Origin of the sequence: Paraburkholderia sp. GAS348, assembly GCF_050434205.1 — a bacterium.
In the GTDB taxonomy this organism is placed as follows: Bacteria; Pseudomonadota; Gammaproteobacteria; order Burkholderiales; family Burkholderiaceae; genus Paraburkholderia.
Genome location: NZ_JBNPVT010000008.1, coordinates 61,808 through 86,971 on the forward strand (window position 1 = coordinate 61,808; position 25,164 = coordinate 86,971).

21 protein-coding genes are annotated in these 25,164 nt (G+C 62.9%); 15 read left to right on the forward strand and 6 right to left on the reverse strand.

Translation table 11 applies throughout. The features are described from left to right. Positions 1–398: 398 nt before the first annotated feature. From P3T22_RS15905 to P3T22_RS15920, 4 genes are all read right to left on the reverse strand, one after another. Positions 399–1,202 carry a PhaM family polyhydroxyalkanoate granule multifunctional regulatory protein gene (locus P3T22_RS15905; RefSeq protein WP_063494601.1) on the reverse strand — a complete coding sequence of 268 codons (804 nt, stop codon included), beginning with the start codon at positions 1,200–1,202 and terminating at the stop codon, positions 399–401. Between the two features lie 178 nt (positions 1,203–1,380). Further along, positions 1,381–2,277, reverse strand: coding sequence for an enoyl-CoA hydratase/isomerase family protein (locus tag P3T22_RS15910; RefSeq protein ID WP_429325428.1), 897 nt, complete (start codon positions 2,275–2,277; stop codon positions 1,381–1,383). Between the two features lie 128 nt (positions 2,278–2,405). Continuing rightward, positions 2,406–3,623, reverse strand: coding sequence for an ABC transporter substrate-binding protein (locus P3T22_RS15915; protein ID WP_429325429.1), 1,218 nt, complete (start codon positions 3,621–3,623; stop codon positions 2,406–2,408). Positions 3,624–3,872: 249 nt separating this feature from the next. Further along, positions 3,873–4,856: a fumarylacetoacetate hydrolase family protein gene (locus tag P3T22_RS15920; protein ID WP_429325430.1), complete on the reverse strand. Its 984-nt coding sequence runs from the start codon at positions 4,854–4,856 to the stop codon at positions 3,873–3,875. Between the two features lie 353 nt (positions 4,857–5,209). Between P3T22_RS15920 and P3T22_RS15925 the strand changes: the two genes are divergently transcribed. The 7 genes from P3T22_RS15925 to P3T22_RS15955 all read left to right on the forward strand — a co-directional run bounded on the left by P3T22_RS15925 (position 5,210) and on the right by P3T22_RS15955 (position 13,396). Further along, positions 5,210–6,097 (forward strand): IclR family transcriptional regulator, encoded by an 888-nt coding sequence (locus P3T22_RS15925; RefSeq protein WP_063494597.1) that lies wholly within the window; start codon positions 5,210–5,212, stop codon positions 6,095–6,097. 161 nt (positions 6,098–6,258) lie between these two features. After that, positions 6,259–7,587: a DUF3108 domain-containing protein gene (locus P3T22_RS15930; protein WP_429325431.1), complete on the forward strand. Its 1,329-nt coding sequence runs from the start codon at positions 6,259–6,261 to the stop codon at positions 7,585–7,587. Between the two features lie 160 nt (positions 7,588–7,747). After that, the gene (locus P3T22_RS15935) at positions 7,748–8,536 is read left to right on the forward strand and encodes an alpha/beta fold hydrolase (protein ID WP_063494595.1); all 789 of its coding nucleotides are present in this window, start codon (positions 7,748–7,750) and stop codon (positions 8,534–8,536) included. A 118-nt stretch (positions 8,537–8,654) separates the two neighbouring features. Next, positions 8,655–8,912, forward strand: a complete 258-nt coding sequence (locus P3T22_RS15940) for a BTH_I0359 family protein (protein WP_007179533.1) — start codon at positions 8,655–8,657, stop codon at positions 8,910–8,912. A 269-nt stretch (positions 8,913–9,181) separates the two neighbouring features. After that, positions 9,182–10,252 carry a homocysteine S-methyltransferase family protein gene (locus tag P3T22_RS15945; protein ID WP_063494594.1) on the forward strand — a complete coding sequence of 357 codons (1,071 nt, stop codon included), beginning with the start codon at positions 9,182–9,184 and terminating at the stop codon, positions 10,250–10,252. A 75-nt stretch (positions 10,253–10,327) separates the two neighbouring features. Next, complete coding sequence (gene metH, locus P3T22_RS15950; protein WP_082854906.1) at positions 10,328–13,045, forward strand: methionine synthase; 2,718 nt, start codon at positions 10,328–10,330, stop codon at positions 13,043–13,045. 156 nt (positions 13,046–13,201) lie between these two features. Then, the gene (locus tag P3T22_RS15955) at positions 13,202–13,396 is read left to right on the forward strand and encodes a hypothetical protein (RefSeq protein WP_063494593.1); all 195 of its coding nucleotides are present in this window, start codon (positions 13,202–13,204) and stop codon (positions 13,394–13,396) included. 152 nt (positions 13,397–13,548) lie between these two features. Here the strand turns inward: P3T22_RS15955 and P3T22_RS15960 are convergent, their stop codons facing one another. Beyond that, the gene (locus P3T22_RS15960) at positions 13,549–13,875 is read right to left on the reverse strand and encodes a DUF1840 domain-containing protein (RefSeq protein ID WP_063494592.1); all 327 of its coding nucleotides are present in this window, start codon (positions 13,873–13,875) and stop codon (positions 13,549–13,551) included. A gap of 438 nt (positions 13,876–14,313) precedes the next feature. On the opposite strand from P3T22_RS15960, the gene argS reads away from it, so the two are divergent. The 6 genes from argS (at position 14,314) to P3T22_RS15990 (ending at position 21,434) form a co-directional block, all read left to right on the forward strand. Next, the gene (gene argS, locus P3T22_RS15965; protein WP_063494591.1) at positions 14,314–16,104 is read left to right on the forward strand and encodes an arginine--tRNA ligase; all 1,791 of its coding nucleotides are present in this window, start codon (positions 14,314–14,316) and stop codon (positions 16,102–16,104) included. 61 nt (positions 16,105–16,165) lie between these two features. Next, positions 16,166–16,981, forward strand: a complete 816-nt coding sequence (locus P3T22_RS15970) for an SPOR domain-containing protein (RefSeq protein WP_063494590.1) — start codon at positions 16,166–16,168, stop codon at positions 16,979–16,981. Positions 16,982–17,165: 184 nt separating this feature from the next. Continuing rightward, on the forward strand, positions 17,166–17,804 hold the full coding sequence (locus P3T22_RS15975) for a thiol:disulfide interchange protein DsbA/DsbL (RefSeq protein ID WP_063494589.1): 639 nt from the start codon (positions 17,166–17,168) through the stop codon (positions 17,802–17,804). 16 nt (positions 17,805–17,820) lie between these two features. Continuing rightward, on the forward strand, positions 17,821–18,594 hold the full coding sequence (locus P3T22_RS15980) for an SDR family oxidoreductase (RefSeq protein WP_429325432.1): 774 nt from the start codon (positions 17,821–17,823) through the stop codon (positions 18,592–18,594). Between the two features lie 3 nt (positions 18,595–18,597). After that, positions 18,598–19,491, forward strand: a complete 894-nt coding sequence (locus tag P3T22_RS15985) for a cobalamin-binding protein (protein ID WP_429325433.1) — start codon at positions 18,598–18,600, stop codon at positions 19,489–19,491. A gap of 356 nt (positions 19,492–19,847) precedes the next feature. Then, complete coding sequence (locus tag P3T22_RS15990) at positions 19,848–21,434, forward strand: ABC transporter substrate-binding protein (RefSeq protein WP_429325434.1); 1,587 nt, start codon at positions 19,848–19,850, stop codon at positions 21,432–21,434. An 82-nt stretch (positions 21,435–21,516) separates the two neighbouring features. On the opposite strand, the gene P3T22_RS15995 is transcribed toward P3T22_RS15990, so the two are convergent. After that, positions 21,517–22,587, reverse strand: a complete 1,071-nt coding sequence (locus tag P3T22_RS15995; protein WP_063494586.1) for an MBL fold metallo-hydrolase — start codon at positions 22,585–22,587, stop codon at positions 21,517–21,519. 188 nt (positions 22,588–22,775) lie between these two features. Between P3T22_RS15995 and P3T22_RS16000 the strand changes: the two genes are divergently transcribed. Continuing rightward, positions 22,776–23,180, forward strand: a complete 405-nt coding sequence (locus tag P3T22_RS16000) for a MerR family transcriptional regulator (RefSeq protein ID WP_063494585.1) — start codon at positions 22,776–22,778, stop codon at positions 23,178–23,180. 73 nt (positions 23,181–23,253) lie between these two features. Continuing rightward, positions 23,254–25,083: a bifunctional isocitrate dehydrogenase kinase/phosphatase gene (gene aceK / locus P3T22_RS16005; RefSeq protein ID WP_429325435.1), complete on the forward strand. Its 1,830-nt coding sequence runs from the start codon at positions 23,254–23,256 to the stop codon at positions 25,081–25,083. The last annotated feature ends 81 nt before the right edge of the window (positions 25,084–25,164 follow it).

A 25,164-nucleotide genomic window follows, 5' to 3' on the forward strand; every position in this document is an offset into this window, starting at 1 on the left:
GCTAACCAGAAGTTACGCGCTACGCGGCCAACCGTGGGTGAGGGATACCCTATGCCTGAGGTCGAGCCAGTTTGCGATGAATCCGCACCGCCCAGCCCTGCGCCGGGATACCGGCGGCGAATACAGCAAGGGCGGCTGGATTGGTTGTTTTCAGCGCACGCCCAAAAGCCAAGTGAAGCTTACACAATGATAGCACGCTGACTTTACGGATCCCGTGCACTATCAGACGCCATTCCGGCGTCTGATTGACCTCTCTCAATAAACGGCCCGATTCGTGGAGTGTGGCCGACGATCGAGGTCAAAACCATGACAGGCGGCGAATTCGCTTTGTTTGCACCGCCGGTGCGTCGGGCATCGCGCCCTCGTATGGGTCGCGCTGCCCGGGTTCATTCCTGCCGTCAAATGGCCTTTTTCGTCGCTCGCGGAGCGGCGCCCGAACTGCCTGCGCGCTTCGCGGACGTTGAAGCCGACGTCGCTGCCCGCTTTGCTGCCGGGCGTTTGGTTGCGGGCCCGGTGGCGTCTGCAGCGGCCTCATCCGGCGCGTCAGCCGCGTCCCTCGCCGACGCCGAAGCGCTCGCCGCTTCGGGCGCGCCCGGCGCCGAACCGCCTGATGCGGCGGCGGTGGCAGTTGGCTGCGTCATCGCAAACCGGGCGATCTGATTGAACTGCGATTGCAGCAGATTCCACCAGGCGGAGGCGTCGAACGACGGCGTTGCGGCGGCCTCGCCTTCGTCGGTTGCCGATTCGGCGGCGGCCGACGCGCTCGCACTGCTCGAAGCCGAAGCAGTCTCCGGATGCGGCCAGCCGCTCGGCGCGGGGCTCGGCGCAGCCTCCGCGGAAGCCGGCTGCGCCATCGACGACTGCGCGAACGCGCCGAACGCACGCAACGTCGCGAGCGTGGCGCGCTGCACTTCGAGCGCCTGAATAGCGGACTGCAACATGTTCAGATTGAGCTTCAGCCACTGCTCGACTGCGCGCATATCCGTAATGCGCTTGTCGAGTTCTTCGACGTTAGTCAGCGGCGCCATCATGTCGGTCATCATCGACAGCGACGGCCCGAGGCTGCTGCCAGGCTGCGCGCCCGAAAACGCCGAGCCGAACGGCGAGAGACGCATCATGCCCCACATCTGTTCGAGCATTTCAGCGGGCGGAAAACCGGGAAAGCCGGGGAAGGGCGGCGTGGTGCCAGGTGTATCGTTCATGCTTGTCGCCTCGCTGCATAAAGGGAAGAAAATAGCGCCATCCCGCGCGCGTCTGATTCGATCATACCGCGCGTGGCGCTGCGAACCGCGCTTAGTTTGGGCTGCTGTTTGCCCCGCTCGCGCGGCACCTCAAGTGCCGCCCGGCTGGGTTTTGTGCAATACACATCAGTCTCCAGTTTCAGGAGCGCTCACCGCCCGAGGCGCCGCCGCCCGGGGTCTGACGCGGCGGCCCGCTCCACGGGTCCGCGCCGCCAAAAACCGGCGCGCGCCGCTCGCGCAGCGAGTTCACGCCTTCGCGGACATCCGGCCCGGCGAAGCCCATGAATTCCAGTGCCAGCGACGTGTCGAACGCCGGCCCCGCCGAGCGCAGCCAGTTGTTCAGCGCGTACTTGGTCCAACGAATCGCCGTTTGCGAGCCGTTGGCCAGTTTTTGCGCGACTTCGAATGCTTTGGGCCGCAGATCGTTTTCGTCGACGGCGAGCGACACGAGGCCGATCCGCTCCGCCTCTTCGCCGCTCACCGGTTCGCACAGCAGCAGGTAATACTTGGCCTTCGCCATGCCGCACAGGAGCGGCCAGACAATGGCCGCGTGATCGCCGGCGGCCACGCCCAGGCGCGTATGGCCGTCGATAATGCGCGCCGACTTCGCCGCAATCGAGATATCCGCGAGCAGTCCGGCCACGAGCCCCGCGCCGACCGCCGGACCGTGCATCGCCGAAACGATCGGCTTGCTGCAATTGATCACGTTGTAGACCAGATCGCGCGCCTCGCGCCACACGCGTGCGCGGACGTCGAAGTCGGTCGCCATGTCTTCGACCAGTTGCAGGTCGCCACCGGCCGAAAAGCCCCGGCCCTCGCCGCGAATGATCGCGACACGCGTGTCGGGATCGCGATCGATATCGCGCCAGATTTCGGCGAGCTCGAAGTGCATCCGCGCGTTAGCGGTGGCGAGCCCGCTTTTGTTCGCGCCCTCGCCGCTCATCACGACTTCGAGCACACCGTGCGGGTGGCGGTGCAATTGCAGCGACTGGTAGTGCGCGTAGAACGCGTCGTTACTGTGTGGTGCGTGAGACATGGTGAGCAATCCGTCTATCGGTATATCTGTTGAACTCGTCGCCCTTGAGGGCACATTCGGCACATTCGGCACATTCGGCACATTCGGCACATTCCGCGCTCTGTCAGCACACCCCCCCTGCAAACTCGCTACGGCTGATAAACCCATTTTGCATTCTTGATTTCGACCATCACGCGCGCCCGTTGGTCGAGTCCGAGGTGATCCGTGGCGCTCATGTTGACCACGCCATTGGTATCCGCAAGACCACGTGTCGCTTCCAGCGCGTCGCGCAGCGCACGGCGAAATTCCGGCGTGCCGGGCGCGGCCGCCTTAAGCGCGACCGGTACCGCATTGCCGAGCAGCATGCCGGCGTCCCACGTGTACGAACCGAACGCCGACACGCTGCCCGGTCCGCGCAATGCCTCGAAGCGCGCGATGTAGTCGAGCGCGAGACGTTTGGCCGGATGGTCCGCCGGCAATTGCGCGGCGACCAGCACCGGGCTCGCGGGCAGGAACGTGCCGTTGCAATCGGCGCCGCACACGCGCAGGAAGTCGTTATTGCCGACCCCATGATTGTGATAGATCAGCCCTTTGTAGCCGCGTTCCCTGAGCGTCTTCGGCGGCAGCGCGGCGGGCGTGCCGGCCGCGCCGACCACCACCGCATCCGGATGGGTCGCGAGAATCTTCAGGACCTGGCCGGTCACACTCGGATCGGTACGGTTGAAGCGCTCGCTCGCCACCATGTCGATGTGATGCAACTGCGCGAATTTGGCGACTTCAGTGTAGAAGGTTTCGCCGAGCGCGTCGGCCTGGCCGATGAACGCGATCGTTTTGACGCCGTGCGCGCTGGCATGCGCGGCGATCGCCGAGGCCATCATCGCGTCGGTCTGCGGGGTCTTGAATACCCAGTGGCGTTTTGCATCCACGGGTTCGATGATTTTCGCCGACGACGCGAGCGAGATCATCGGCGTTTCGCCTTCGGCAGCCACGTCGATCATCGAGAGCGAATTCGGCGTGATCGACGATCCGATAATCGCGTCGACGTGATTCTCGGAGATCAGCTTCTTGGTGTCCTGCACGGCCTGCGTGGTGTCGGATGCGTCGTCGAGCACGATATATTCGACGCTCTGGCCGCCGATCTGTTTGGGCAGCAGCGCGACGGTGTCGCGCGCGGGGATGCCAAGCGACGCTGCCGGCCCGGTCAGCGACAGCACGAGGCCGATCTTCACCTGCGCGAGGGCGATGGCGGGTAGCGCGGCACATAGCGCCGCGGCAAGACGGGCGAGCCCGCGCCGCGATGGTGTTACGCGCTCGCTCGATGCGCGAGCGCGCGGGGTTCCTCGTGCAAAGGATTCAAATCGCGGCATGCCGTCTCCTCACGTCTGTTTTTCGTTTTGATGTACCGTCGATATGCTGCTTGTGCCCTGCTCACATGGTGCTTCGCGTTGGTTTCACGTTGGTTTCGCCATCGACGGACAGCCCCTACCCCGAGGCCGCCGCCGCGCCAGCCAGTGTAGCGGCGCGTTATGGCGCCGGCATCGGGCGAAACCCTTTCGTAAGCGCTAAAGCGCCTGCGGGCGCGCTCCTGACGACGCGTCCCGCACCGAACCGGCGCCTCAATCCAGCGGCGCGATGCCCTGATCGATCGAACCGAAAATCGACTTGCCTGCTTCGTCGAACATCTCGATCTTCACTGTATCGCCGAACTTCATGAACTCGGTTTGCGGCGCGCCGTGCTCGATGGTCTCGAGGCAGCGCTTCTCAGCGATACAGCAATAGCCGCGCTTCGCGTCCTTGTTCGACACCGTGCCCGAACCGACAATCGCGCCGGCGCGCAGGTTGCGCGTTTTCGCCGCGTGCGAGATCAGTTGGCCGAAGTGGAACACCATGTCGGTGCCGGCGTCGGGCTGGCCGACCTTCTTGTTGTTCCAGTGGACGATCATCGGCCGGTGCACGCGGCCTTCGCGCCAGCTCTCGCCGAGTTCGTCGAGCGTCACCGCCACTGGCGCAAACGACGTGGCCGGCTTGCTCTGGAAAAAGCCGAAGCCCTTTGCGAGTTCGCCGGGGATCAGATTGCGCAGCGAGACGTCGTTGACGAGCGTCACCAGCCGCACACTTCTGAGCGCCTGATCGGGGGTGGCGCCCATTGGCACGTCCGTGGTGATCACGGCGACTTCCGCTTCGAAGTCGATGCCGAATTCTTCAGATGCGCACAACACATCGTCTTTCGGGCCGATGAAGTCGTCGCTGCCGCCCTGGTACATGAGCGGATCGGTCCAGAATTCCGGCGGCATTTCCGCGCCACGCGCGCGGCGCACCAGCTCCACATGGTTCACGTACGACGAACCGTCGGCCCACTGGAACGCGCGCGGCAGCGGCGCCATGCATTCTTTGGCGTCGAACGCGAAGGTGTTGCGCGCGCGGCCCTGGTTGAGCGCGTCGTACAGGTCCTGCAGTTGCGGCGCGTAGAAGGCCCAGTCGTCAAGCACCCGCTGCATGGTGGGCGCGATCGCGTCGGCGACGGCCGCGGTGTGCAGGTCGCGGGACACGACGATCAGCTGACCGTCGCGCGTGCCGTCCTTCAGCGTGGCAAGTTTCATAGAGGAGTGAACCGTTAGTGACGATAGAAGGAATCTATTCTACGATGGTGAATCGACGCGGCCCAAGTGGCGGTGGCCGGCGGCAGTTTGCGCAACCTGGCGGCACGGCTGGCGGAGCCGGCCTTAACGACCGGCTGTCAGGCCCGGTTGCCGGGTCTGATTGTCAGGCCTGATTGCCGAGTCTGATTGTCAGGCCCACTTGCCGGGTCTGATTGTCAGGCCCCGGTTGCCGAGTCTGATTGTCAGATCAGGTTGCCGGGCCGATCGCATAAGCTGTTGCAGGGCTCGGCTGGGAACCTCGTTGCCCGCCTCTTTTCTCACTGTTTTTTCAACGCGCTCCATACGCCCCGCTCATGCCTCCAATTGCCCGCTCCGGCGCGATCCGTACCGACACCGACACCACTGAACCGCACGACGCGCACGAATCCGACGACGAAAGCATCGAGACCGGCGAGGAGAAGCTGCGTTCCGGCATCCAGTCCATCGAAGTCGGGTTCAGATTGCTTGACGTGCTGACCCACGAACCGCGCGCGATGATGCTGCGCGATCTGGCGCAGCGTGCGGGCATGAGTCCGGCGAAAGCGCACCGCTATCTGGTGAGTTTCCTGCGCCTCGGCGTGGTGGCACAGGATCCGCTGTCGGGCCGTTACGAACTGGGCGGCTTCGCATTGCAATTGGGGCTCGCGCGGCTTGCCCGCGTCGATGGCGTGAAACTCGCGCGCATTGCGCTCGCCGAATTGCGCGACCAGCTCGATCTGACCGTGGGCATCGCGGTGTGGGGCAATCAGGGGCCGACGATGGTCCACTGGATGGAATCGAGTCATCCGGCCAAGGCGTCGCTCAAGCTCGGCGACGTGATGCCGCTGCTCAGTTCCGCCACCGGTCTGCTGTTTGCCGCCTACCTGCCGTCGAGCAAGACCGCCGCGATGCTGGAGCGCGAACTGGCCGATTCGCGCCGCTCGTCACACACGGGCGGCCCGCGCACGCCGGAAGAGGTCGAACGGCTGCTTGCGGAAGTGCGTCAGCACGAAGCGGCGCGTGTGGAAGGCATGTTGCTGCCGACCATCCACGCGTTCTGCATGCCGGTGTTCGACTCGACCGGCGATCTCGCGCTCGGCCTGATCGCGCTCGGTCATGAAGGCGCGTTCGATATCCGCTGGGGCGGCGAGATCGATACGGCGCTGCGCGAATGTGCGCAAAAGCTCTCGTACGAGCTCGGGTATAGTGCGACGCCACGCTGATGAGCTGAGTTCAGGAACATCGTTCGCCAGTGGGTAGTCGAAACCGTGCGCCGCCCGTTCAGGACCCGGGCCTGACGGCGTTCACCGTTGCCGCCACGCACGGACGCTGGACGTGCCTCCGCCCATCCCTTTACCGTCCTCCCGTTCGAATTCACTCGCAAATGTCCTCACCTTCTGCCACAAGCCGCTCTGACCGCACGCCGCGCGCTGGTTTACAGGTGTGGCGATGGATTGCGGTTCTGCTGGTGGTGGCCATCCTGCATTGGATTGCAGCTCAATGGGTCGAGCGTAACCGCGCGACGCTGAATCCATCGGACAACGAGCATGTCCCCGTGCAAGTCGCACTGCTGACACCCGAACGTATCGAGCGCAAACCCGCCGCCGACGCGCGGCAAGCAGCGGCGCCTGTCCCGGCGCACAAGGCAGCCGCGAGCAAGCCACGCGAACATGTGTTGACGGCAACGCAACCGGCAACGCATGCGCCCGCGGTGACGGCCGCATCGGCTGCCGCGGCGAGCGCATCGGCCGCAGCGAGTTCCCCTGAGGCCAATAGCAATACCAATACCGGCGCCAGCGCCACCGGCACGGCCAGCGCCCCCGCCGCCGCCAGCGCACCCAAAGCTGCCACGGGCGTGAAATTCTCCGTTCCGCCATCCGGGGAGCTGCAATACGACACGTTCTACAACGGCGTGCGCAATCAGCCCGGCACCATCCACTGGACCAGCAACGCCGAGAGCTACGAGATGGTCGTCTCCGTGCCGGTGCCGTTCGTCGGCACGTTCGTGTATTCGAGCCATGGCCGCATCGACGCATTCGGCCTCGCGCCGGATCAGTACATCGAAAAGCGCGGCCGCCGCCCGGAAGACGTGGCGATCTTCAATCGCACCGGTAAACAGATCGCCTTCACGCGGACCCCGGCCACGCTGCCGCTGCCCGACGGCGCGCAAGACCGTTTCAGCATGGTGATGCAGCTTGCCAGCCTCGTGCGCGGCGACCCCGCCGCCTACAAGCCGGGCGTGACGCGGCAATTCTTCGTGGTCGATAACGACAGCGGCGAGAACTGGCCAGTCGAGACGATCGGCGACGAGACGATCCGTACCGCGCAGGGTTACCTCGAAACGCGCCACTTCAAACGCTTGCCTCGCCATGAGGGTGATTTGCGCCGCATCGACGTATGGCTCGCGCCGTCGCTCGGCTGGCTGCCCGCGCGAATCATGCAGACCGAGCCAAACGGCACGCAAGTCGAACTGGTTTGGCGCGGCAAGCTCAGTGCAGACGGCGCCGGCAGTCCGGCCAACAGCACCGGCGGCACCGGCGGCACCGATGGCTCTGGTGGCTCCGGTGGCTCCGGTGGCGGCAGCGGCAATACTTCATCTGACAATTCAGCAGACCAGTCGCCCGCCACCAACGCACCCGAAATGGCGCCTGCAACCACCCCATCTTCACCGATCGATTCGACTGTTCCAGGCAACCTGCCCGACAAGCCCTAAACCCGAGTAGGGTCTCAAACAAGTCGCTGAAACTTCTGCGACGGGGCTCGCTCGCACGTTGAGCTGTAACCGTTCGAGCGGCCGCCATGTATGTATAGTGAAGGTGGGAGAAGCACGCGCAAACGGCCCTTTCCACTGCGTTCCCTTCCAAGGAGTCCGCATGCAAGTGAAAATCAACGGCATCGAGACACGCTATGTGCTGAGCAATGAGGGCGGCGGCCCGTGGCTGACGTTCATTCACCAACTCGGCGGCGATCTGTCTGTGTGGGACCAACTCGCCGGCTATTTCCGTGACAACTACACCGTGTTGCGCTATGACCTGCGCGGCCACGGCAAGACCGCGGTCTCGAGCGAGCCTTTCCGTATTGCCGATCTGTCACACGATCTGGCCGCACTGCTCGATGCGCTCGGCGCGCCCACCACGCATCTTGTCGGCATGTCGATGGGCGGCATGATCGCGCAGCAATTCACGCTGGACCACCCGTCGCGCGTCGACACGCTGACCGTTGCCGACACCGCGGGCGGCACGCTGCCCGAAGGCCGCGCAGTGTGGGATCAGCGCGCGGCGGCGGCACGCACGGAGGGCATGGCATCCTTGGCGCCTGCGACGTTGAGCCGCTGGCTGACACCCGATTTTCGGGCAGCGCATCCCGAAGCAGTCGAGCAGATCCGCGACGTGCTGACCCATACGTTGTCAGAAGGCTACGCTATGGCGTGCGCAGCGCTGCGCGATTTCGACGTACGCAGTAAGCTGGGAACAATCCGGTGCCCAACATTGACCGTGGCGGGCCGTCACGACACGGGCACGCCGCCTGCTGCAACGCAGGCGATAGCAGACGCCATCGAAGGCGCACAGTTCGAACTGCTCGATGCCGCTCATCTCGCGCCCATCGAACAATCTCACCGTTTTGCTGCACTGCTTGAAACGTTTCTTGAAAGGCCGGTCTAACCGGTAGGTTCGGAGCTTTTACGAGCGTCAATCCGGACCCACCCCTTGAATTCCACACCACAAGCTCCACTTATGGCGCAGGAATGGCCAGGAGCCAACGGAAATAAGGAGTGTCGCCATGCAAATGATCTACAACAGCCCCAACTATTGTGTCGTCGAGTTTCCGCCGCAGGAAGGTCCGCTGGCCATGAAATCAGGAGGCTACGAGATCGTCGACAAGAACATGCAGCGCGAAATCTACATAGACGGTGCAATGGCAGCGCGTTTTCGCGAGCATGTGCAAAAGCTGATCGAAGAGGAACCGTCGCTAGATGAGGTAGACGAATTCCTCGGGCAATTCGACAGCCTGATGCATCAACCGGTGATTCTTCACTAACCGAAGGGTTTGACGTAACGGTTTGGCGACATACATCGACCGCGCCGACCGGCATAGCCGGCGGCCTTTACAAGTCGGTCAGCAGTAGTAACGCGGCCCAGCAGGCTTTCACCTGACTGGGCCGTTTTGTTTCCGCCGTTTTGTTTCCGCTGCAGCCGCAGTCTCCGCAGTACGCGCACCCGCCAGCTCGGCCCGTGCCCGGCGGGACCGGCCGGCAGCGGCTACAATGACAGGTTTCCCGAAAAAGCCGGCGCAAGCCCACGTCCGCCATGAACCAGCCTGCTCAATCCGCCACGCCAGTCCGCCCCGACGCCGCCTACACGCGCGGCACGGCGCTGCCCGCGCTGCTCAAGTCGCGCATCCTGATTCTGGACGGCGCAATGGGCACGATGATCCAGCGCTACAAGCTCGACGAAGCCCGCTATCGTGGCGAGCGCTTCAAGGACTACGGGCGTGACATCAAGGGCAACAACGAGTTGCTGTCGATCACGCAGCCGCAGATCATCGGCGAGATCCACGAGCAATATCTCGCGGCGGGCGCGGACATCATCGAGACCAACACGTTCGGCGCCACCACGGTTGCGCAGGCCGACTACGGGATGGAAAACCTCGCCATCGAGATGAATCTCGAATCGGCGAAGCTGGCGCGCGCCGCCTGCGACAAATACTCGACGCCCGACAAGCCGCGCTTCGTCGCCGGCGCGATCGGACCGACGCCGAAGACGGCAAGCATTTCCCCTGACGTGAACGATCCGGGCGCGCGCAACGTGACGTTCGACGAACTGCGCGCGGCGTACTACGAGCAGGCGAAGGCATTGCTCGACGGCGGCTGCGATCTGTTCCTCGTCGAAACGATCTTCGACACGCTCAATGCAAAGGCCGCGCTGTTCGCGCTGGACGAGTTGTTCGAAGACACCGGCGAGCGCCTGCCGATCATGATATCGGGCACCGTCACCGATGCCTCGGGCCGGATTCTGTCGGGACAGACCGTCGAGGCCTTCTGGAACTCGCTGCGTCACGCGAAGCCGCTCACGTTCGGTTTGAACTGCGCGTTGGGCGCGGCGCTGATGCGCCCGTACATCGCCGAACTGGCGAAGCTGTGCGACACCTATGTGTCGTGCTATCCGAACGCCGGTTTGCCGAATCCGATGAGCGATACGGGCTTCGACGAATTGCCGGCGGATACGTCGGGATTGCTGAAGGAGTTCGCGCAGGCAGGCCTCGTGAATATCGCCGGCGGCTGCTGCGGGACGACGCCGGAGCATATTGCGGCGATTGCCAAGGCACTGGCTGAAGTAAAGCCGCGCCAATGGCCGACTCAATACCGCGACGCAGCCTGAGTCTGGCGGCTCGCCCCTGACCCTCCGCTCTTCCGCTATCGAACCCGACGCACGCAACCGAACCTCACCTACGCCATGACCGATCACACCATGCGCCTTTCCGGCCTCGAGCCGTTCAACGTCACGTCCGGGACGCTCTTCATCAACGTCGGCGAACGCACCAACGTGACCGGCTCGAAGGCGTTCGCGCGAATGATCCTGAACGACCAGTTCGACGACGCGATCGCGGTCGCGCGGCAGCAGGTCGAAAACGGCGCGCAGATCATCGACGTCAACATGGACGAGGCGATGCTCGATTCGAAAGCGGCGATGGTCCGCTTCATGAATCTGATCGCGTCGGAGCCGGACATCGCGCGCGTGCCGATCATGATCGACTCGTCGAAGTGGGACGTGATCGAAGCCGGTCTGAAGTGCGTGCAAGGCAAGGCAATCGTCAATTCGATCTCGCTGAAGGAAGGCGAAGAAGCGTTCCGCCATCACGCGAACCTGATTCGCCGCTACGGCGCGGCCGCGGTCGTGATGGCCTTCGACGAACAAGGCCAGGCCGATACGTTCGAACGCAAGACGCAGATCTGCAAGCGCTCCTACGATTTCCTCGTGAACGAAGTCGGCTTCCCGCCGGAAGACATCATCTTCGATCCGAATATCTTCGCGATTGCGACCGGCATCGAAGAACACAACAACTACGCTGTCGACTTTATCAACGCGACACGCTGGATCAAGGAAAACCTGCCGTACGCGAAGATCAGCGGCGGTGTGTCGAACGTGTCGTTCTCGTTCCGCGGCAACGATCCGGTGCGCGAGGCGATCCACACCGTGTTCCTCTATCACGCGATTCAGGCGGGGATGGACATGGGCATCGTCAACGCGGGTCAGCTCGGCGTGTATGCCGATCTCGATCCGGAGTTGCGCGAGCGCGTTGAAGACGTCGTGCTGAACCGCCGTGAAGACGGCACCGATCGTCTGCTGGAAATCGCCGACAAGTTCAAGACCGGCGCCGCGAAGAAAGAAGAGAACCTCGAATGGCGCAACCAGCCCGTCGAGAAGCGTTTGTCGCATGCGCTGGTGCACGGCATCACCAACTTCATCGTCGAAGACACCGAGGAAGTACGCGCGAAAATCGCCGCTGCCGGCGGCCGTCCGATCAACGTGATCGAAGGCCCGCTGATGGACGGCATGAACATCGTCGGCGACCTGTTCGGTCAGGGCAAGATGTTCCTGCCACAGGTCGTGAAGTCGGCCCGCGTGATGAAGCAGGCTGTCGCGCATCTGATCCCGTACATCGAAGAAGAAAAGAAGCTGCTCGCCGAAGCCGGCGCCGACGTGCGCGCCAAGGGCAAGATCGTCATCGCTACGGTGAAGGGCGACGTGCACGACATCGGCAAGAACATTGTCTCGGTCGTGCTTCAGTGCAATAACTTCGAAGTGGTCAACATGGGCGTGATGGTGCCGTGCAACGACATTCTCGCCAAAGCGAAGGTCGAGGGCGCGGACATCATCGGCTTATCCGGTCTGATTACGCCGAGCCTCGAAGAGATGGCCTACGTCGCCTCGGAAATGCAGCGCGACGACTACTTCCGCGTGAAGAAGATCCCTTTGCTGATCGGCGGCGCAACCACCTCGCGCGTGCACACCGCCGTGAAGATCGCACCGCATTACGAAGGCCCGGTGGTGTATGTGCCGGACGCATCGCGCTCGGTCTCCGTGGCCTCGAGCCTGCTGTCCGATGAGGGCGCGGCGAAGTATGTCGACGACCTCAAGGCCGACTACGACCGTATCCGCGACCAGCACGCCAACAAGAAAGCCCTGCCGATGGTCACGCTCGCCGAAGCCCGCGCGAACAAGACCAAGGTCGATTGGGCCGGCTACCAGCCGGTCAAGCCGAAGTTCATCGGCCGCCGCGTGTTCAAGAACTTCGACCTGAGCGAGCTGGCGAACTACATCGACTGGGGTCCGTTCTTCCAGACCTGGGACCTCGCCGGCCCGTACCCCGCGATCCTGAACGACGAGATCGTCGGCGAATCGGCCCGCCGCGTATTTTCGGACGGCAAGTCGATGCTCGCGCGCCTGATCCAGGGCCGCTGGCTGCAGGCTAACGGCGTGATCGCGCTGCTGCCGGCCAACACGGTGAACGACGACGACATCGAGATCTACACGGACGAATCGCGTTCGGAAGTGGCGCTCACGTGGCGCAACCTGCGCCAGCAAAGCGTGCGGCCGGTGGTGGACGGCGTGATGCGCCCCAACCGCTCGCTCGCCGACTTCATCGCGCCGAAGGATTCGGGGGTGGCCGACTACATCGGCATGTTCGCGGTCACGGCGGGTCTGGGCGTCGACGTGAAGGAAAAGCAGTTCGAAAAGGATCTCGACGACTACAGCGCGATCATGCTCAAGGCGCTCGCTGACCGCTTCGCCGAAGCCTTTGCCGAAGCGATGCATGCCCGCGTGCGCCGTGATCTCTGGGGCTACGCGAACGCCGAAACGCTTTCGAACGACGACCTGATCGCCGAAAAGTACCACGGCATCCGCCCGGCGCCGGGCTACCCGGCCTGCCCGGACCACCTCGTGAAACGCGACATGTTCGACGTGCTGCAAGCCACGGAAATCGGCATGAGCGTGACCGAATCGCTGGCCATGCTGCCGGCGGCTAGCGTCTCCGGCTTCTATCTGGCCCACCCGGACAGCACCTATTTCTCGGTCGGCAAGATCGGCCAGGACCAGCTGGAAGACTACGCAAAACGCATGTCGTTGTCGAAAACAGACGCCGAACGGGCTCTCGCGCCGTTGCTGTAAGCCTTGCGGGGCGGGAAACCTACTATATCGGACACGCTAGGCTGAATATTTGCGGCAGTGCAATTTTCGGCTTTGTAGACTGAAATGGCTTCAACCCGCCAGACGCGGCCAAACGCGTCGGCTTATCAAATTGCAATCGTCAACGGAGAGAATCGTATGAAGAAGCTGACGCTGTTATTGACGGCTGTTTCGCTTGCAGCAAGCGCCTCGGTGGCGCTAGCCCAGCCTGCCAGTTCGGTGAGTTCCTATTCGCCGCCTACGGAAAAGCACGTCAAGAAGCCCAAGAAGCAGAAAATGAAGAAGGGTGCGTCGGCACCGATGGCCGCATCGGCGGATGCCGCCAGCCAGTAAACGGGTTCGGCAGACGGGCCGCCAAGGCCCGTGAAGGCCCGCACAAGACGAAGAGCCCGCTGATGCGGGCTCTTTTCATTGATGCGTCACAGTCTGCGCAGCGCAGCGCTGCGAGGCGCTGCGAACGCCACCGCTGGCGGACCGCTCCGGTATCAGAGACCCCAAACGATATCCGCGTTTTCTTTCTGCGCGGCGCGCAGCATGTCGAGGAACGGATACGCGCGCTGGGCAAGTCCCGGCGGAATCTCATGATGCTCGTGACCGTCTTCGCCTTCGTGGAAATGGCCCTCGTGCTCGGCACGTTCCTGTTTGTCGACGCTGATCGCCGCTTCGAGTTTCGTGATCGCGACACTCAGTTCGTCGTGGGTGATGACACCTCGCTCACCCAAGCGCTTGCCGACAATGCCAACCAGGTACTGAGCGAGATTCTCCAGCATCATCACGTCCGGCGCGGCGCGACATTTGAAAGTAATCAGCATGACTGTTCCCTTTTTCGTTATGTTGGATTGACGCTCGAACGGCTGTAAGCCCGCCGTCGGCGCGCGTTTCGTTGACACGCCGATCAGGCGCGGCGGCCACGGCCCTTGGTGGGCATCTCATTGAACATATTAGCACCTGCTAAAATCCGTCTGGACGGAAAAGCACGCCGCAAAGCGCCGCGCGCGGCATTGCGCAGGCGACATGGCTGGCCCGGTTGGCCGAAACCGCATGCGGCTGCGCCAAGCCGCAGTTGCAAGCGCCTCGGCATGCCGCTGCGAACCGCGTTGCCCGCGACGTGCCTGATGGCGCCCCAGGTGCCAGGCGCGTCCCGGCCGGTGCATCGCCGCTTTCCACGCTTCTAACGAATCGGCTGCGCTTCGCGCGCGGCCGCCGCTTCTTCCGCATCACCGGATTGCCTCACTGGACTCGCAACAAGCATGCTGCCTGCACATAAACATACCCTCGAAACACTGCTCGCCGACACGGTGAAGCAGGTTGCTGAAGCAACTCAGGGCGCGAACGAAGCCGCCTTTGTCTCGCCCACGATCACGCTGGAGCGGCCCAAGGTGGCCGCGCACGGCGACGTCGCCTGCAACGTGGCGATGCAACTCGCCAAGCCGCTGCGCGCCAACCCGCGCCAGCTGGCGCAACAGATCGTCGACGCGCTGCTCGCGCAGCCGCGGGCCAAGGGTCTCGTGGATGCCGCCGAAGTGGCCGGCCCCGGCTTCATCAACTTGCGCCTCGCGCCCGCTGCCAAGCAGGCCGTGATCGCCGCCGTGTTCGCCGAACAGGATGCCTTCGGCCGTTCGCAGCGCGACGCCGGCAAGCACGTGCTGATCGAATTCGTCTCGGCCAATCCGACCGGCCCGCTGCACGTCGGCCATGGCCGCCAGGCGGCGCTCGGCGACGCGCTCTCGAACGTGCTGGCTAGCCAAGGCTATGACGTGCATCGCGAGTTCTATTACAACGACGCCGGCGTGCAGATCCACACGCTTGCCGTGTCGACCCAGGCGCGCGCCCGCGGCCTCGCCCCCGGCGACGAAGGCTGGCCCGCCTCGGCGTATAACGGCGAGTACATCGCCGACATCGCGAAAGACTATCTGAGCGGCGCGACGGTGGCCGCAAGCGACGGCGAGCCGGTCACCGGTGCGGGCGACATCGAGGACCTCGACGCGATCCGCCGCTTCGCGGTCGCGTATCTGCGCCGCGAGCAGGATATGGACCTGCAGGCGTTCGGCGTGAAGTTCGACCAGTACTACCTGGAGTCGTCGCTATACAAGGAAGGCCGGGTCGAGAAGACCGTCGAGGCGCTGATCGCCGCCGGCAAGACCTACGAACAGGAAGGTGCGCTGTGGCTGCGCACCACCGACGACGGCGACGACAAAGACCGCGTGATGCGCAAGAGCGACGGCACCTACACGTACTTCGTGCCGGACGTCGCCTACCACGTCGCCAAGTGGGAACGCGGCTTTACCAAGGTGATCAACATTCAGGGTTCGGACCACCACGGCACGATCGCGCGCGTGCGCGCTGGCCTGCAAGGTCTCGGCGTCGGCATTCCGAAGGGCTATCCCGACTACATCCTGCACAAGATGGTCACGGTGATGCGCAACGGCGAAGAGGTGAAAATCTCGAAGCGCGCCGGCAGCTATGTGACGGTGCGCGACCTGATCGAATGGTCTGGCGGCGCGACGCCGGGCTCGGAAGCCGCCGTCGACCTGATCGACGAAGAGACAATTCGCCGCGGCCGCGACGCCGTGCGTTTCTTCCTGATTTCGCGCAAGGCGGATACGGAATTCGTGTTCGACATCGACCTGGCGTTGAAACAGAACGACGAAAATCCGGTGCACTACGTGCAGTATGCGCATGCGCGGATCTGCTCGGTCATCGCGGAAAGCAAGGCGCGCTACAGCACGGACGAAAGCACGCTGGACCAGGTGGACGTGTCGCCGCTCACCAGCGAACGCGCCATGGCCTTGCTGAACAAGCTCGCCGAGTTCCCGGACATGCTGCAACACGCGGCCGACGAACTCGCGCCGCACGCGGTCGCGTTCTATCTGCGCGACCTCGCCGGCGAATTCCACTCGTTCTACAATGACAGAGCCGAACGCGTGCTGGTCGACGACGCTGCCGAGCGCAACGCGCGCGTCGCGCTGCTCGCGGCCACGCGTCAGGTGCTGGCCAACGGTCTCGCGACGATCGGCGTCTCCGCTCCCGTCAAGATGTAAGTCCTCAGGCGCAACATGCACGCGGCCGTCGTTATAATCGACGGCCGTTCCAGGATTCTTTTTGCAGGTGATTCATACGATGGCAAAACCACGCCGCACAACAAAGCAATCGCAATCGAAGCAAACCGGGGGGACTTTTCTCGGCATCGTGCTGGGCCTGATCGTCGGTCTCGCGATCGCGGTAGTGGTGGCGCTGTATATCACCCGTGCGCCTACGCCATTTGTCTCGAAGGTCGCACCGCCCGCGGCGCCCGACACCGGCGCGAGCCAGGGGCAGCAATACGACCCGAACCGTCCGCTGCAAGGCAAGACGCCGGGCCAGCCGGTACCGCAAGCCGCGCAACCGGCGCCGCCGAACACCGCACCGGGCCAGACCAACTCGCAAACGCAGTCCGGCATGCTGGAAGAACCGCAGATCGTCGAAGTGCCGCCATCGAATGGCAACGCGAACGGCGCGGCAGTCGCACCAAAGCCGGCGCAGGATAACGACAACGGCACCGCCGCCGCACCGGCTAAAAAGCCGCAAGGCTCCAGCACACCGCCGGCCACCGCGGCAGGCTCGGTGCCGAAGAGCACGGCCACCACGGCGGCCAACGCCAAGCCGGGTTCGAGCGCCGCGCCGACAGCGGGTGACGCGAACACGGGCTATTTCCTGCAAGTGGGCGCCTACAAGACCTCGGCCGACGCCGAGCAGCAGCGCGCGCGCCTCGCCTTCCAAGGCTTCGAATCGAAGGTCACGCAGCGCGATGCAGGCGGCGTGACGTACTACCGTGTGCGTATCGGCCCGTTCTCGAAGTTCGAAGACATGAATTCTAGCCGTCAGCGTCTGTCCGACGCGGGCGTGGATACCGCCGTGATCCGCTTTACGAAGCAATAAGCAAACAATAAACAAACGGTGATTTGCCGGAACGCGCCGCCGCCGAACTATCGGCATGCGGCGCGAGTCACAAGTACAACCGACAAGCACAACAGACGACCAGAGCGTCTAACGCCGACATTGAAAACGGTGACGGGCATTTGCGTGGCGCCACCGCTTTACCGCCTACTTGGGTCAACAAAACATGAAAAAACTGCTGAGCATTCTGTTCCTCTCGCTGGGCCTGGTTGCCGCCACGGCGCATGCATCGCCTGCCGCGCCGGTTTCCGGCAAGGACTACACCGTGCTGTCCACGCCGCAACCTACGGACGAGCCCGCCGGCAAGATCGAAGTCACCGAATTCTTCTGGTACGGCTGCCCGCACTGCAATGAATTCAACCCGTACCTCGAGGCATGGGTGAAGAAGCAAGGTCCGGACGTGGTGTTCAAGCGCGTGCCGGTTGCCTTCCGCGACGACTTCATCCCGCACTCGAAGATGTTCCACGCGCTCGACGCACTCGGCCTTGCGACGCAGCTCACGCCGAAGGTTTTCAATGAAATCCACGTCAACAAGAACTACCTGCTGACGCCGGAAGATCAGGCCAAGTTCCTTGCGAAGAATGGCGTCGATCCGAAGAAGTACATGGACGCGTACAACTCGTTCTCGACGCAAAGCGCGTTGCAAAAAGACAAGAAGCTGCTGGACGACTACAAGATCGACGGCGTGCCGACGCTGGCCGTGCAGGGCAAGTATGAGACCGGTCCGGCGGCGACCAACAGCCTGCCGGGCACGATCCAGGTACTCGACTACCTGGTGCAGCAAGTCCGCGCCAAGAAGATGTAATGTTGAAGGCGCCGGAATGAGTTCCCCCCTGAAGGTTTTCATTACCGGCGCTTCGAGTGGCATCGGCCTCGCGCTCGCCGCCGAATATGCGCGGCGCGGTGCGATTCTCGGCCTGATTGCCCGCCGCGGCGACGCCCTCGCCGCCTTCCAGCAGTCCCATCCGCAAAATTCCATCGCCGTTTATTCCGTCGACGTTCGCGATGCCGAGGCGCTCGCCGATGCGGCCGCGCAATTCATCGCGCAGCACGGTTTGCCGGACGTCGTGATCGCCAATGCCGGCATCAGCCGCGGTGCGCTCACCGGGCACGGCGATCTGCGCACGTTCCGCGAAGTCATGGATGTCAATTACTTCGGCATGGTCGCCACCTTCGAGCCGTTCGCCGCCGCGATGGTTGCCGCGAAGAAAGGCACGTTGGTCGGGATCGCCAGCATCGCCGGTGTGCGCGGTCTGCCGGGGTCCGGCGCGTACAGCGCGTCGAAGTCGGCCGCGCTCAAGTATCTGGAAGCGTTGCGCGTCGAGATGCGGCCGCTGGGCGTCGGCGTGGTCACCATCGCGCCCGGCTATATCCGCACGCCGATGACCGAACACAACCCGTACCGCATGCCGTTCCTGATGGACGCCGACCGCTTCGCCGTGAAGGTCGCAGGCGCGGTCGAACGGCAGACGGCCTTCGCGGTGTTCCCGTGGCAGATGCGCATCGTAGCAATGCTGCTGCATATGCTGCCGCGCCGGCTCTACGACCGCGCCTTCGAACGCGCGCCGCGCAAGCCTCGCGCGGTCGCCGAGTAAATCATGCAGCCGCGTGCGATCGATGCAGCCGGCGTCGCGCATGAAATGGGGGGCGTCCATGCGTCGGGCGTCGATACGCGGGGCGCCCATGCGTCGGCCGCCAGTGCGCCGGGAGCCGACACGTCGGGCGTCGATACACGCATCGTCTCGCTGGTGCCTAGCATCACCGAATTGCTGTTCGCTTTGGGGCTCGACAGACAGATCGTCGGGCGCACCGGTTTTTGCGTGCATCCACGTGACAAAGTGCGGCAGGTGCGCAAGGTCGGCGGCACCAAATCCGTGAATATCGACGCGATTCGTGCTTTGCGCCCCACCCATCTGATCGTCAATATCGACGAAAACGAGCGCGATACCGTCGAGCAGTTGCGCGCGTTCGTGCCGCATATCGTCGTCACCCATCCGCAGACGCCGCAGGACAATCTCTCACTGTATGCGCTGCTGGGCGCCATCTTCGGCCGCGAGCAAGAAGCGCAGCGCTTGAGCGAGGCGCTCGAAGCGCGTCTGCGCGAGGTCGCCGCGCAGGTGTTTCCCAAACAAAACGTGCTGTATCTGATCTGGCGCGAGCCATGGATGACGGTTGCCCGCGATACCTACATCGCCGCGATGCTGCGGCTCGTGAACTGGCAAACGCTGCCTGACGTAGAAGGCGGAGCGGCAGGCGCCGCGCGTTATCCCACGCTCGACTTTGGTGACGCGCCATGGCTTGCCGGTGTCGATCGCATACTGCTCTCAAGCGAGCCCTATCGCTTCACACAAGCACATTGCGACGCACTGAAACGCGATCCTCGTCTGGCCGGCAAGCGTATCGAGTTGATCGATGGCGAGCTGGTGTCGTGGTACGGCGTGCGGGCGATTGATGGCGTCGCTTATCTGCTCGGGCACGCGGCCGCGCCGTAGGCGCCCGCGCAAAGCCCAGGTCACCGGGTAGCGTCGCCTGATGCTCGCATGAGCCGCGTGACTGCCGCACGCAGCCTCGAGACTGCCCCGGACGACGCCATCGTGCGAGGCCGTCCCCCTGCGCACCGACTCTCGCTGTCCATATGAATATGCGGATTAAATTGTTGTCGGCGCAACCACCCTTCGATAAGCTTTCGCCGAGGCCGAGACGCGCGTGTGCGGTACCAGCCAAACCATGCGCTAGCGCCCGAAACGTATCACAATAAAGACGACGGCCAGAACGGTCGCCGCCCGTCAACGGAATACAACTACACAACCAGACGCACTGCCTGACTGCGCTTGTTATGGGAGATCCTATGCGCTTCAAACTGCTCGCAGCCGCCGTACTGTTCACGGCGCCCGCGCTCGTGCTCGCCAAACCGTTGACCGTCTGTACCGAGTCGAGCCCTGACGGCTTCGACGTCGTGCAGTTCAACTCGCTCGTTACGACCAATGCGTCGGCCGACGTGATCTTCAATTCGCTGGTCTCGTACGACGAGGCTGCGAAGAAAGTCGTGCCCGCGCTGGCCGACAAGTGGGACGTGAGCCCCGACGGCCTCACCTACACGTTCCATCTGCGCCCGAACGTGCAGTTCCAGACTACCGATTACTTCAAGCCCACCCGCGCGCTGAATGCCGACGACGTCGTCTTCACGTTCGACCGCATGCTCAACGACAGCAATCCGTGGCACAAGGTGGCGGGCGCAAGCGGCTTTCCGCACGCGCAATCGATGGGTTTGCCCAAGCTCATCAAATCGGTCAGCAAGGTCGACGACAACACCGTCAAGTTCGAACTGAACGCGCCGGACGCGACCTTCGTGTCGATCCTGACAATGGGTTTTGCCTCGATCTATTCGGCTGAATACGCCGACCAGTTGCTCAAGGACGGCAAACAGGCCGACCTGAATTCGAAGCCGATCGGCACCGGTCCATTCGAATTGAAGAGCTACACCAAAGACGCGGTGATCCGCTACGACGTGAACCCGACGTACTGGGGTGCAAAGCCGAAGATCGACCGCCTGATCTACGCGATCACGCCGGACGCCACGGTGCGCGCCCAAAAGGTGAAGGCGGGCGAATGCCAGATCGCGCTGTCGCCGAAGCCGCAGGATCTCGCCGAAGCGAAGGGCGACAAGTCGCTCGCCATCGTGCAGACACCGGCCTTCATGACCGCCTTCGTCGCACTGAACACGCAGAAGAAGCCGCTCGACAATCAGAAGGTGCGCGCCGCCCTGAACATGGCATTCGACCGCACCACGTACCTGAAGGCGATCTTCGACAACACTGCGACGCCGGCCGTCAATCCGTATCCGCCTAACACCTGGAGCTACGACAAGGCAGTGAAAGCATGGCCGTACGATCCGGTGAAGGCGAAGAAACTGCTCGCGGACGCAGGCTATCCGAACGGCTTCGAAACAACGATCTGGGTGCGTCCGAACGGCAGCGTGCTGAATCCGAATCCGAAAGCCGGCGCCGAACTGCTGCAAGCCGACTTCGCCAAGATCGGCGTGAAGGCGGATGTGAAGGTGATCGAATGGGGCGAGTTGATCAAGCAGGCAAAGCAGGGCCAGCACGACACGCTGTTCATGGGCTGGGCCGGCGACAATGGCGATCCGGACAACTATCTGTCGCCGCTCTTCAGTTGTAACGCGGTGAAGTCAGGGATCAACTTTGCACGCTTCTGCGATCAGGATCTGGACAAGCTGATCGCCGACGGCAAGACAACGCCCGATCAGGCCAAACGCGCGAAGGCGTATGAACAGGCGCAGCAGATCATCCACGATCAGGCGCTGTGGATTCCGCTGGGTTACCCGACGGCAGCGGCCATCACGCGCGCGACGGTGAGCGGCTATCACGTGAGTCCGTTCGGACGGCAGAACTTTGGGACGGTGGCGGTGCAGTAGAGCGGTGCAATAAGCGTCAGCCACGCCGCTTGCAAAAAAGCCCGGTTGCGCACCGGGCTTTTTTATCGATGGACAAACTCGCTTACGCCGAAAACCGGATCACCCCATCCGCATCCTGCGTGCGCTTCAACTCACCCCCGAGCCACAGCAGATGCAGGTGCGCCAACGCTTCGCCCATCGCGAACGTCATCTGATGGATGTCGAGCTGGCGCTTGAACATGAGCGGCACGATATCCGCGGCGCTCTGCGGCTTCTCCGCACATGCCTCGCGCACCTCGGCCAGACGCGCGTCATGATGCTCACGCAATTGCCTGATGCGCGTGCGCACGCCACGAAACGGCTTGCCATGCGAGGGCAGCACGAGCGTGTCATCCGGCATCGTCTCATAGCGGCCGAGCGATTCCAGATATAGCGCGAGCGGCGTGCCTTCCGGCTCCATGTCGAACACCGAGACGTTAGTCGAAATGCGCGGCAGCACCATGTCGCCGGAGATCAGCGTGCCGGTCTCTTCGCAATGCAACGCGCAGTGTTCCGGAGAGTGGCCGAAGCCGGTCACCACCCGCCACGTCTTGCCGCCGATCTTCACGCCATCCGCTTCGCGCAGGCGGCGGTACTGACCAGGAATTGCCGGCACGAGGCTCGAGTAGTAGCTCGTGCGATTACGCAGCTTCTCAAGCGACACCTGATCGTTCAGACCATGCCGCGCAAAGTGACGTGCCGCGCCCTCGCCGCCCGCATTCGAGCCGTCGCCGGCCGCCATCACGCGTGCCTGCATGTATTCGCCGAGCGTCATCCACAAGCGCACGTCCCAGCGCTTCTTGTCGCCGCCGGTGCAAATCCAGTGCGCGAGGCCGATGTGGTCCGGATGGCAATGCGTGACGATCACGCGCAGCACCGGCAGGCCGTCGAACACGGAGTCGAACACTTTCTCCCAGCTCTCCTTGATCCCGTCCGATGCAATGCCGCAGTCGACTACCGTCCAGCCTTGCTGACCGTCGATCTCATCGCGTAGCAGCCACAGATTGATGTGATCGAGTGCGAACGGCAGCGGCATGCGCAGCCAGAACACGCCGGGCGCGACTGCCATCGCATGGCCCGCTTCGGGCAAGGTGTCGTTGAACGGGTAGTCGAGTTGATGTTCGAGTGCATTCATTGTGGTTGTCTTCCTCCGTCGGCCGTCCGGCATGGCGAGGTATGCGATGCCGGACGACGTGGTTGCGGCCCGGTCAGGACATACCGGTGCCGTATTGCGCCGTAGTTGCGTTTCGATCAAGTTGACGATAACGTAAACGTCGATTCTATCGTTCAATCCGATTTTCTGCCCGGTCACGGAATGCCCCGATGAACACGCAATACACGATCACCGAGCTCGCGCGCGAATTCGACGTCACGCCTCGGGCGATCCGCTTCTATGAAGACCAGGGTTTACTCTCGCCCAGCCGTGAGGGTTCGAGCGGCTTGCGGCGCGTCTATTCGGGCCGCGACCGAACCCGCCTGAAGCTCACCCTGCGCGGCAAGCGGCTCGGCTTCACGCTGTCGGAAATCCGCGATCTGCTCGATGTCTATGAGTCGCCAACCGACACCGTGCCGCAATTGCACGCCTTCCTTGCCACGGTGGCGCGCCATCGCGACGTGCTCGAACGTCAACTGGAAGATCTGAACGCGACGCTCGAAGACCTCGCGCAATACGAAGCCCAGGCGCGCGCGCTGCTGGAAAGCGGCGCACGCGAAACCAGGTCCGCTTAAGAGGTCCGCCTAAGCCCACCCGGACGATACAATCACGGGTGTCTTCACGACATGGGATGAATGCACGGTCGACATGAATCACTTCCCCAAACTGTTGTCGTCGCAGATCGGCTTTGACGTCGCGCAGACGATGCTCGAAGGATTCGATCGGCACTACCGGATCTTCCGCGACGCCGCGATCCATGCCAAATCGCTCTTCGAAGCTGCCGACTGGCATGGCCTGCAAACCCTGGCGCGCGAGCGCATTACCTCATACGACGATCGCGTCGAGGAATGCGTCGAACTGCTCGAAGACGAATACGACGCCGAGAATATCGACGACGAAGTATGGCAGCAGATCAAGCTCCACTACATCGGCCTCCTGACCACGCACCGCCAGCCCGAGTGCGCGGAGACGTTCTTCAATTCGGTGTGCTGCAAGATCCTGCACCGTTCGTACTTCAGCAACGACTTCATTTTCGTGCGTCCGGCGATCTCGACTGAGTACATCGAGAACGACGAACCGGCGGCGAAGCCGACCTATCGCGCGTACTACCCCGGCAAGGACGGTCTTGCCGCCACGCTCGAGCGCATCGTCACCAATTTCCAGCTGGAACCGCCGTTTGAGGATCTGACGCGCGACGTTGCATGCGTGATGCAGGCGATCTACGACGCGTTCGGCGTGTTCGACGAAGCGCCCAACTTCCAGATTCACGTGCTCTCGTCGCTGTTTTATCGGAACAACTCGGCGTATATCGTTGGACGGATCATCAACGGCGATATGCTGTTGCCGTTCGCGGTGCCGCTGCGCCATGTGAAGCCCGGCGTGCTTGCACTCGATACCGTGCTGCTCAAACGCGATCAGTTGCTGATCATCTTCAGCTTCTCGCATTCGTATTTCCTGGTGGACATGGAAGTGCCCTCCGCCTACGTCGAATTTCTCGGCACGATCATGCAGGGCAAACCGAAGGCGGAAATCTATACGTCGGTGGGTTTGCAGAAGCAGGGCAAGAATCTGTTCTATCGCGATCTGCTGCACCATCTGAAGCATTCCAGCGATCAGTTCATCATCGCGCCCGGCATCAAAGGGCTCGTGATGCTGGTGTTTACATTGCCGTCGTTTCCGTACGTATTCAAGCTGATCAAAGATCACTTCCCGCCGCCGAAGGAAACCACGCGCGAGCAGATCAAGGGAAAGTATCAGCTCGTCAAACGGCATGACCGGCTGGGCCGCATGGCCGACACGCTCGAATATTCGAGCGTGGCGCTACCCATTTCGCGGCTCGACGAAGCGCTCGTGCGCGAACTCGAAAAGGAAGTCCCGTCCTTGATCGAACACGACGGCGACAACCTGGTGATTCGCCACATGTACATCGAACGCCGGATGGTGCCGCTCAATCTGTTCCTGCAAAGCGGCAGCGACGACGACATCGATCACGGCATCAAGGAATACGGCAACGCGATCAAGGAATTGATGCAGGCGAACATCTTCCCTGGCGACATGCTGTACAAGAACTTCGGCGTGACGCGTCATGGCCGCGTCGTGTTCTACGACTACGATGAAATCGAATACCTGACGGAATGCAACGTGCGCGCGGTGCCGGCGCCACGTAACGAGGAAGACGAAATGTCGGGCGAGCCGTGGTACTCGGTCGGCCCGCACGACATTTTCCCGGAGACCTACGGCACGTTTTTGCTCGGCGACCCGCGCGTGCGCCGATCCTTCATGCAGCATCACGCGGACTTCTTCGATCCGGCGCTATGGCAACGGCACAAGGATCAACTATTAAAAGGCGAACTGCCCGACTTTTTCCCGTACGACAGCAGCGTGCGCTTCCGCATCCGCTATCCGGAACGATTCGCCGATACGGCGTCCGGACAATCGGAGAACCAGGCAGATGAACGCACCGTGCGCGTGGCTTAAACCTCATGCGCCGCATGCGCCGCCCGCATCGTTGAATGCATCGTCCGAACCTTATGTAACGACATCGACCGGTCAATCGGT

Bases quoted from the DNA above. Each gene is read 5' to 3' on its own strand.
- P3T22_RS15960 (WP_063494592.1), bottom strand. From the start codon at position 13,875: ATGCTGATTACTTTCAAATGTCGCGCCGCGCCGGACGTGATGATGCTG.
- P3T22_RS15930 (WP_429325431.1), top strand. From the start codon at position 6,259: ATGTCCTCACCTTCTGCCACAAGCCGCTCTGACCGCACGCCGCGCGCT.
- P3T22_RS15975 (WP_063494589.1), top strand. From the start codon at position 17,166: ATGAAAAAACTGCTGAGCATTCTGTTCCTCTCGCTGGGCCTGGTTGCC.
- P3T22_RS15940 (WP_007179533.1), top strand. From the start codon at position 8,655: ATGCAAATGATCTACAACAGCCCCAACTATTGTGTCGTCGAGTTTCCG.
- P3T22_RS16000 (WP_063494585.1), top strand. From the start codon at position 22,776: ATGAACACGCAATACACGATCACCGAGCTCGCGCGCGAATTCGACGTC.
- argS (WP_063494591.1), top strand. From the start codon at position 14,314: ATGCTGCCTGCACATAAACATACCCTCGAAACACTGCTCGCCGACACG.
- P3T22_RS15925 (WP_063494597.1), top strand. From the start codon at position 5,210: ATGCCTCCAATTGCCCGCTCCGGCGCGATCCGTACCGACACCGACACC.
- metH (WP_082854906.1), top strand. From the start codon at position 10,328: ATGACCGATCACACCATGCGCCTTTCCGGCCTCGAGCCGTTCAACGTC.
- P3T22_RS15955 (WP_063494593.1), top strand. From the start codon at position 13,202: ATGAAGAAGCTGACGCTGTTATTGACGGCTGTTTCGCTTGCAGCAAGC.
- P3T22_RS15980 (WP_429325432.1), top strand. From the start codon at position 17,821: ATGAGTTCCCCCCTGAAGGTTTTCATTACCGGCGCTTCGAGTGGCATC.
- P3T22_RS15985 (WP_429325433.1), top strand. From the start codon at position 18,598: ATGCAGCCGCGTGCGATCGATGCAGCCGGCGTCGCGCATGAAATGGGG.
- P3T22_RS15945 (WP_063494594.1), top strand. From the start codon at position 9,182: ATGAACCAGCCTGCTCAATCCGCCACGCCAGTCCGCCCCGACGCCGCC.
- P3T22_RS15935 (WP_063494595.1), top strand. From the start codon at position 7,748: ATGCAAGTGAAAATCAACGGCATCGAGACACGCTATGTGCTGAGCAAT.
- P3T22_RS15990 (WP_429325434.1), top strand. From the start codon at position 19,848: ATGCGCTTCAAACTGCTCGCAGCCGCCGTACTGTTCACGGCGCCCGCG.
- aceK (WP_429325435.1), top strand. From the start codon at position 23,254: ATGAATCACTTCCCCAAACTGTTGTCGTCGCAGATCGGCTTTGACGTC.
- P3T22_RS15920 (WP_429325430.1), bottom strand. From the start codon at position 4,856: ATGAAACTTGCCACGCTGAAGGACGGCACGCGCGACGGTCAGCTGATC.
- P3T22_RS15905 (WP_063494601.1), bottom strand. From the start codon at position 1,202: ATGAACGATACACCTGGCACCACGCCGCCCTTCCCCGGCTTTCCCGGT.
- P3T22_RS15915 (WP_429325429.1), bottom strand. From the start codon at position 3,623: ATGCCGCGATTTGAATCCTTTGCACGAGGAACCCCGCGCGCTCGCGCA.
- P3T22_RS15910 (WP_429325428.1), bottom strand. From the start codon at position 2,277: ATGTCTCACGCACCACACAGTAACGACGCGTTCTACGCGCACTACCAG.
- P3T22_RS15995 (WP_063494586.1), bottom strand. From the start codon at position 22,587: ATGAATGCACTCGAACATCAACTCGACTACCCGTTCAACGACACCTTG.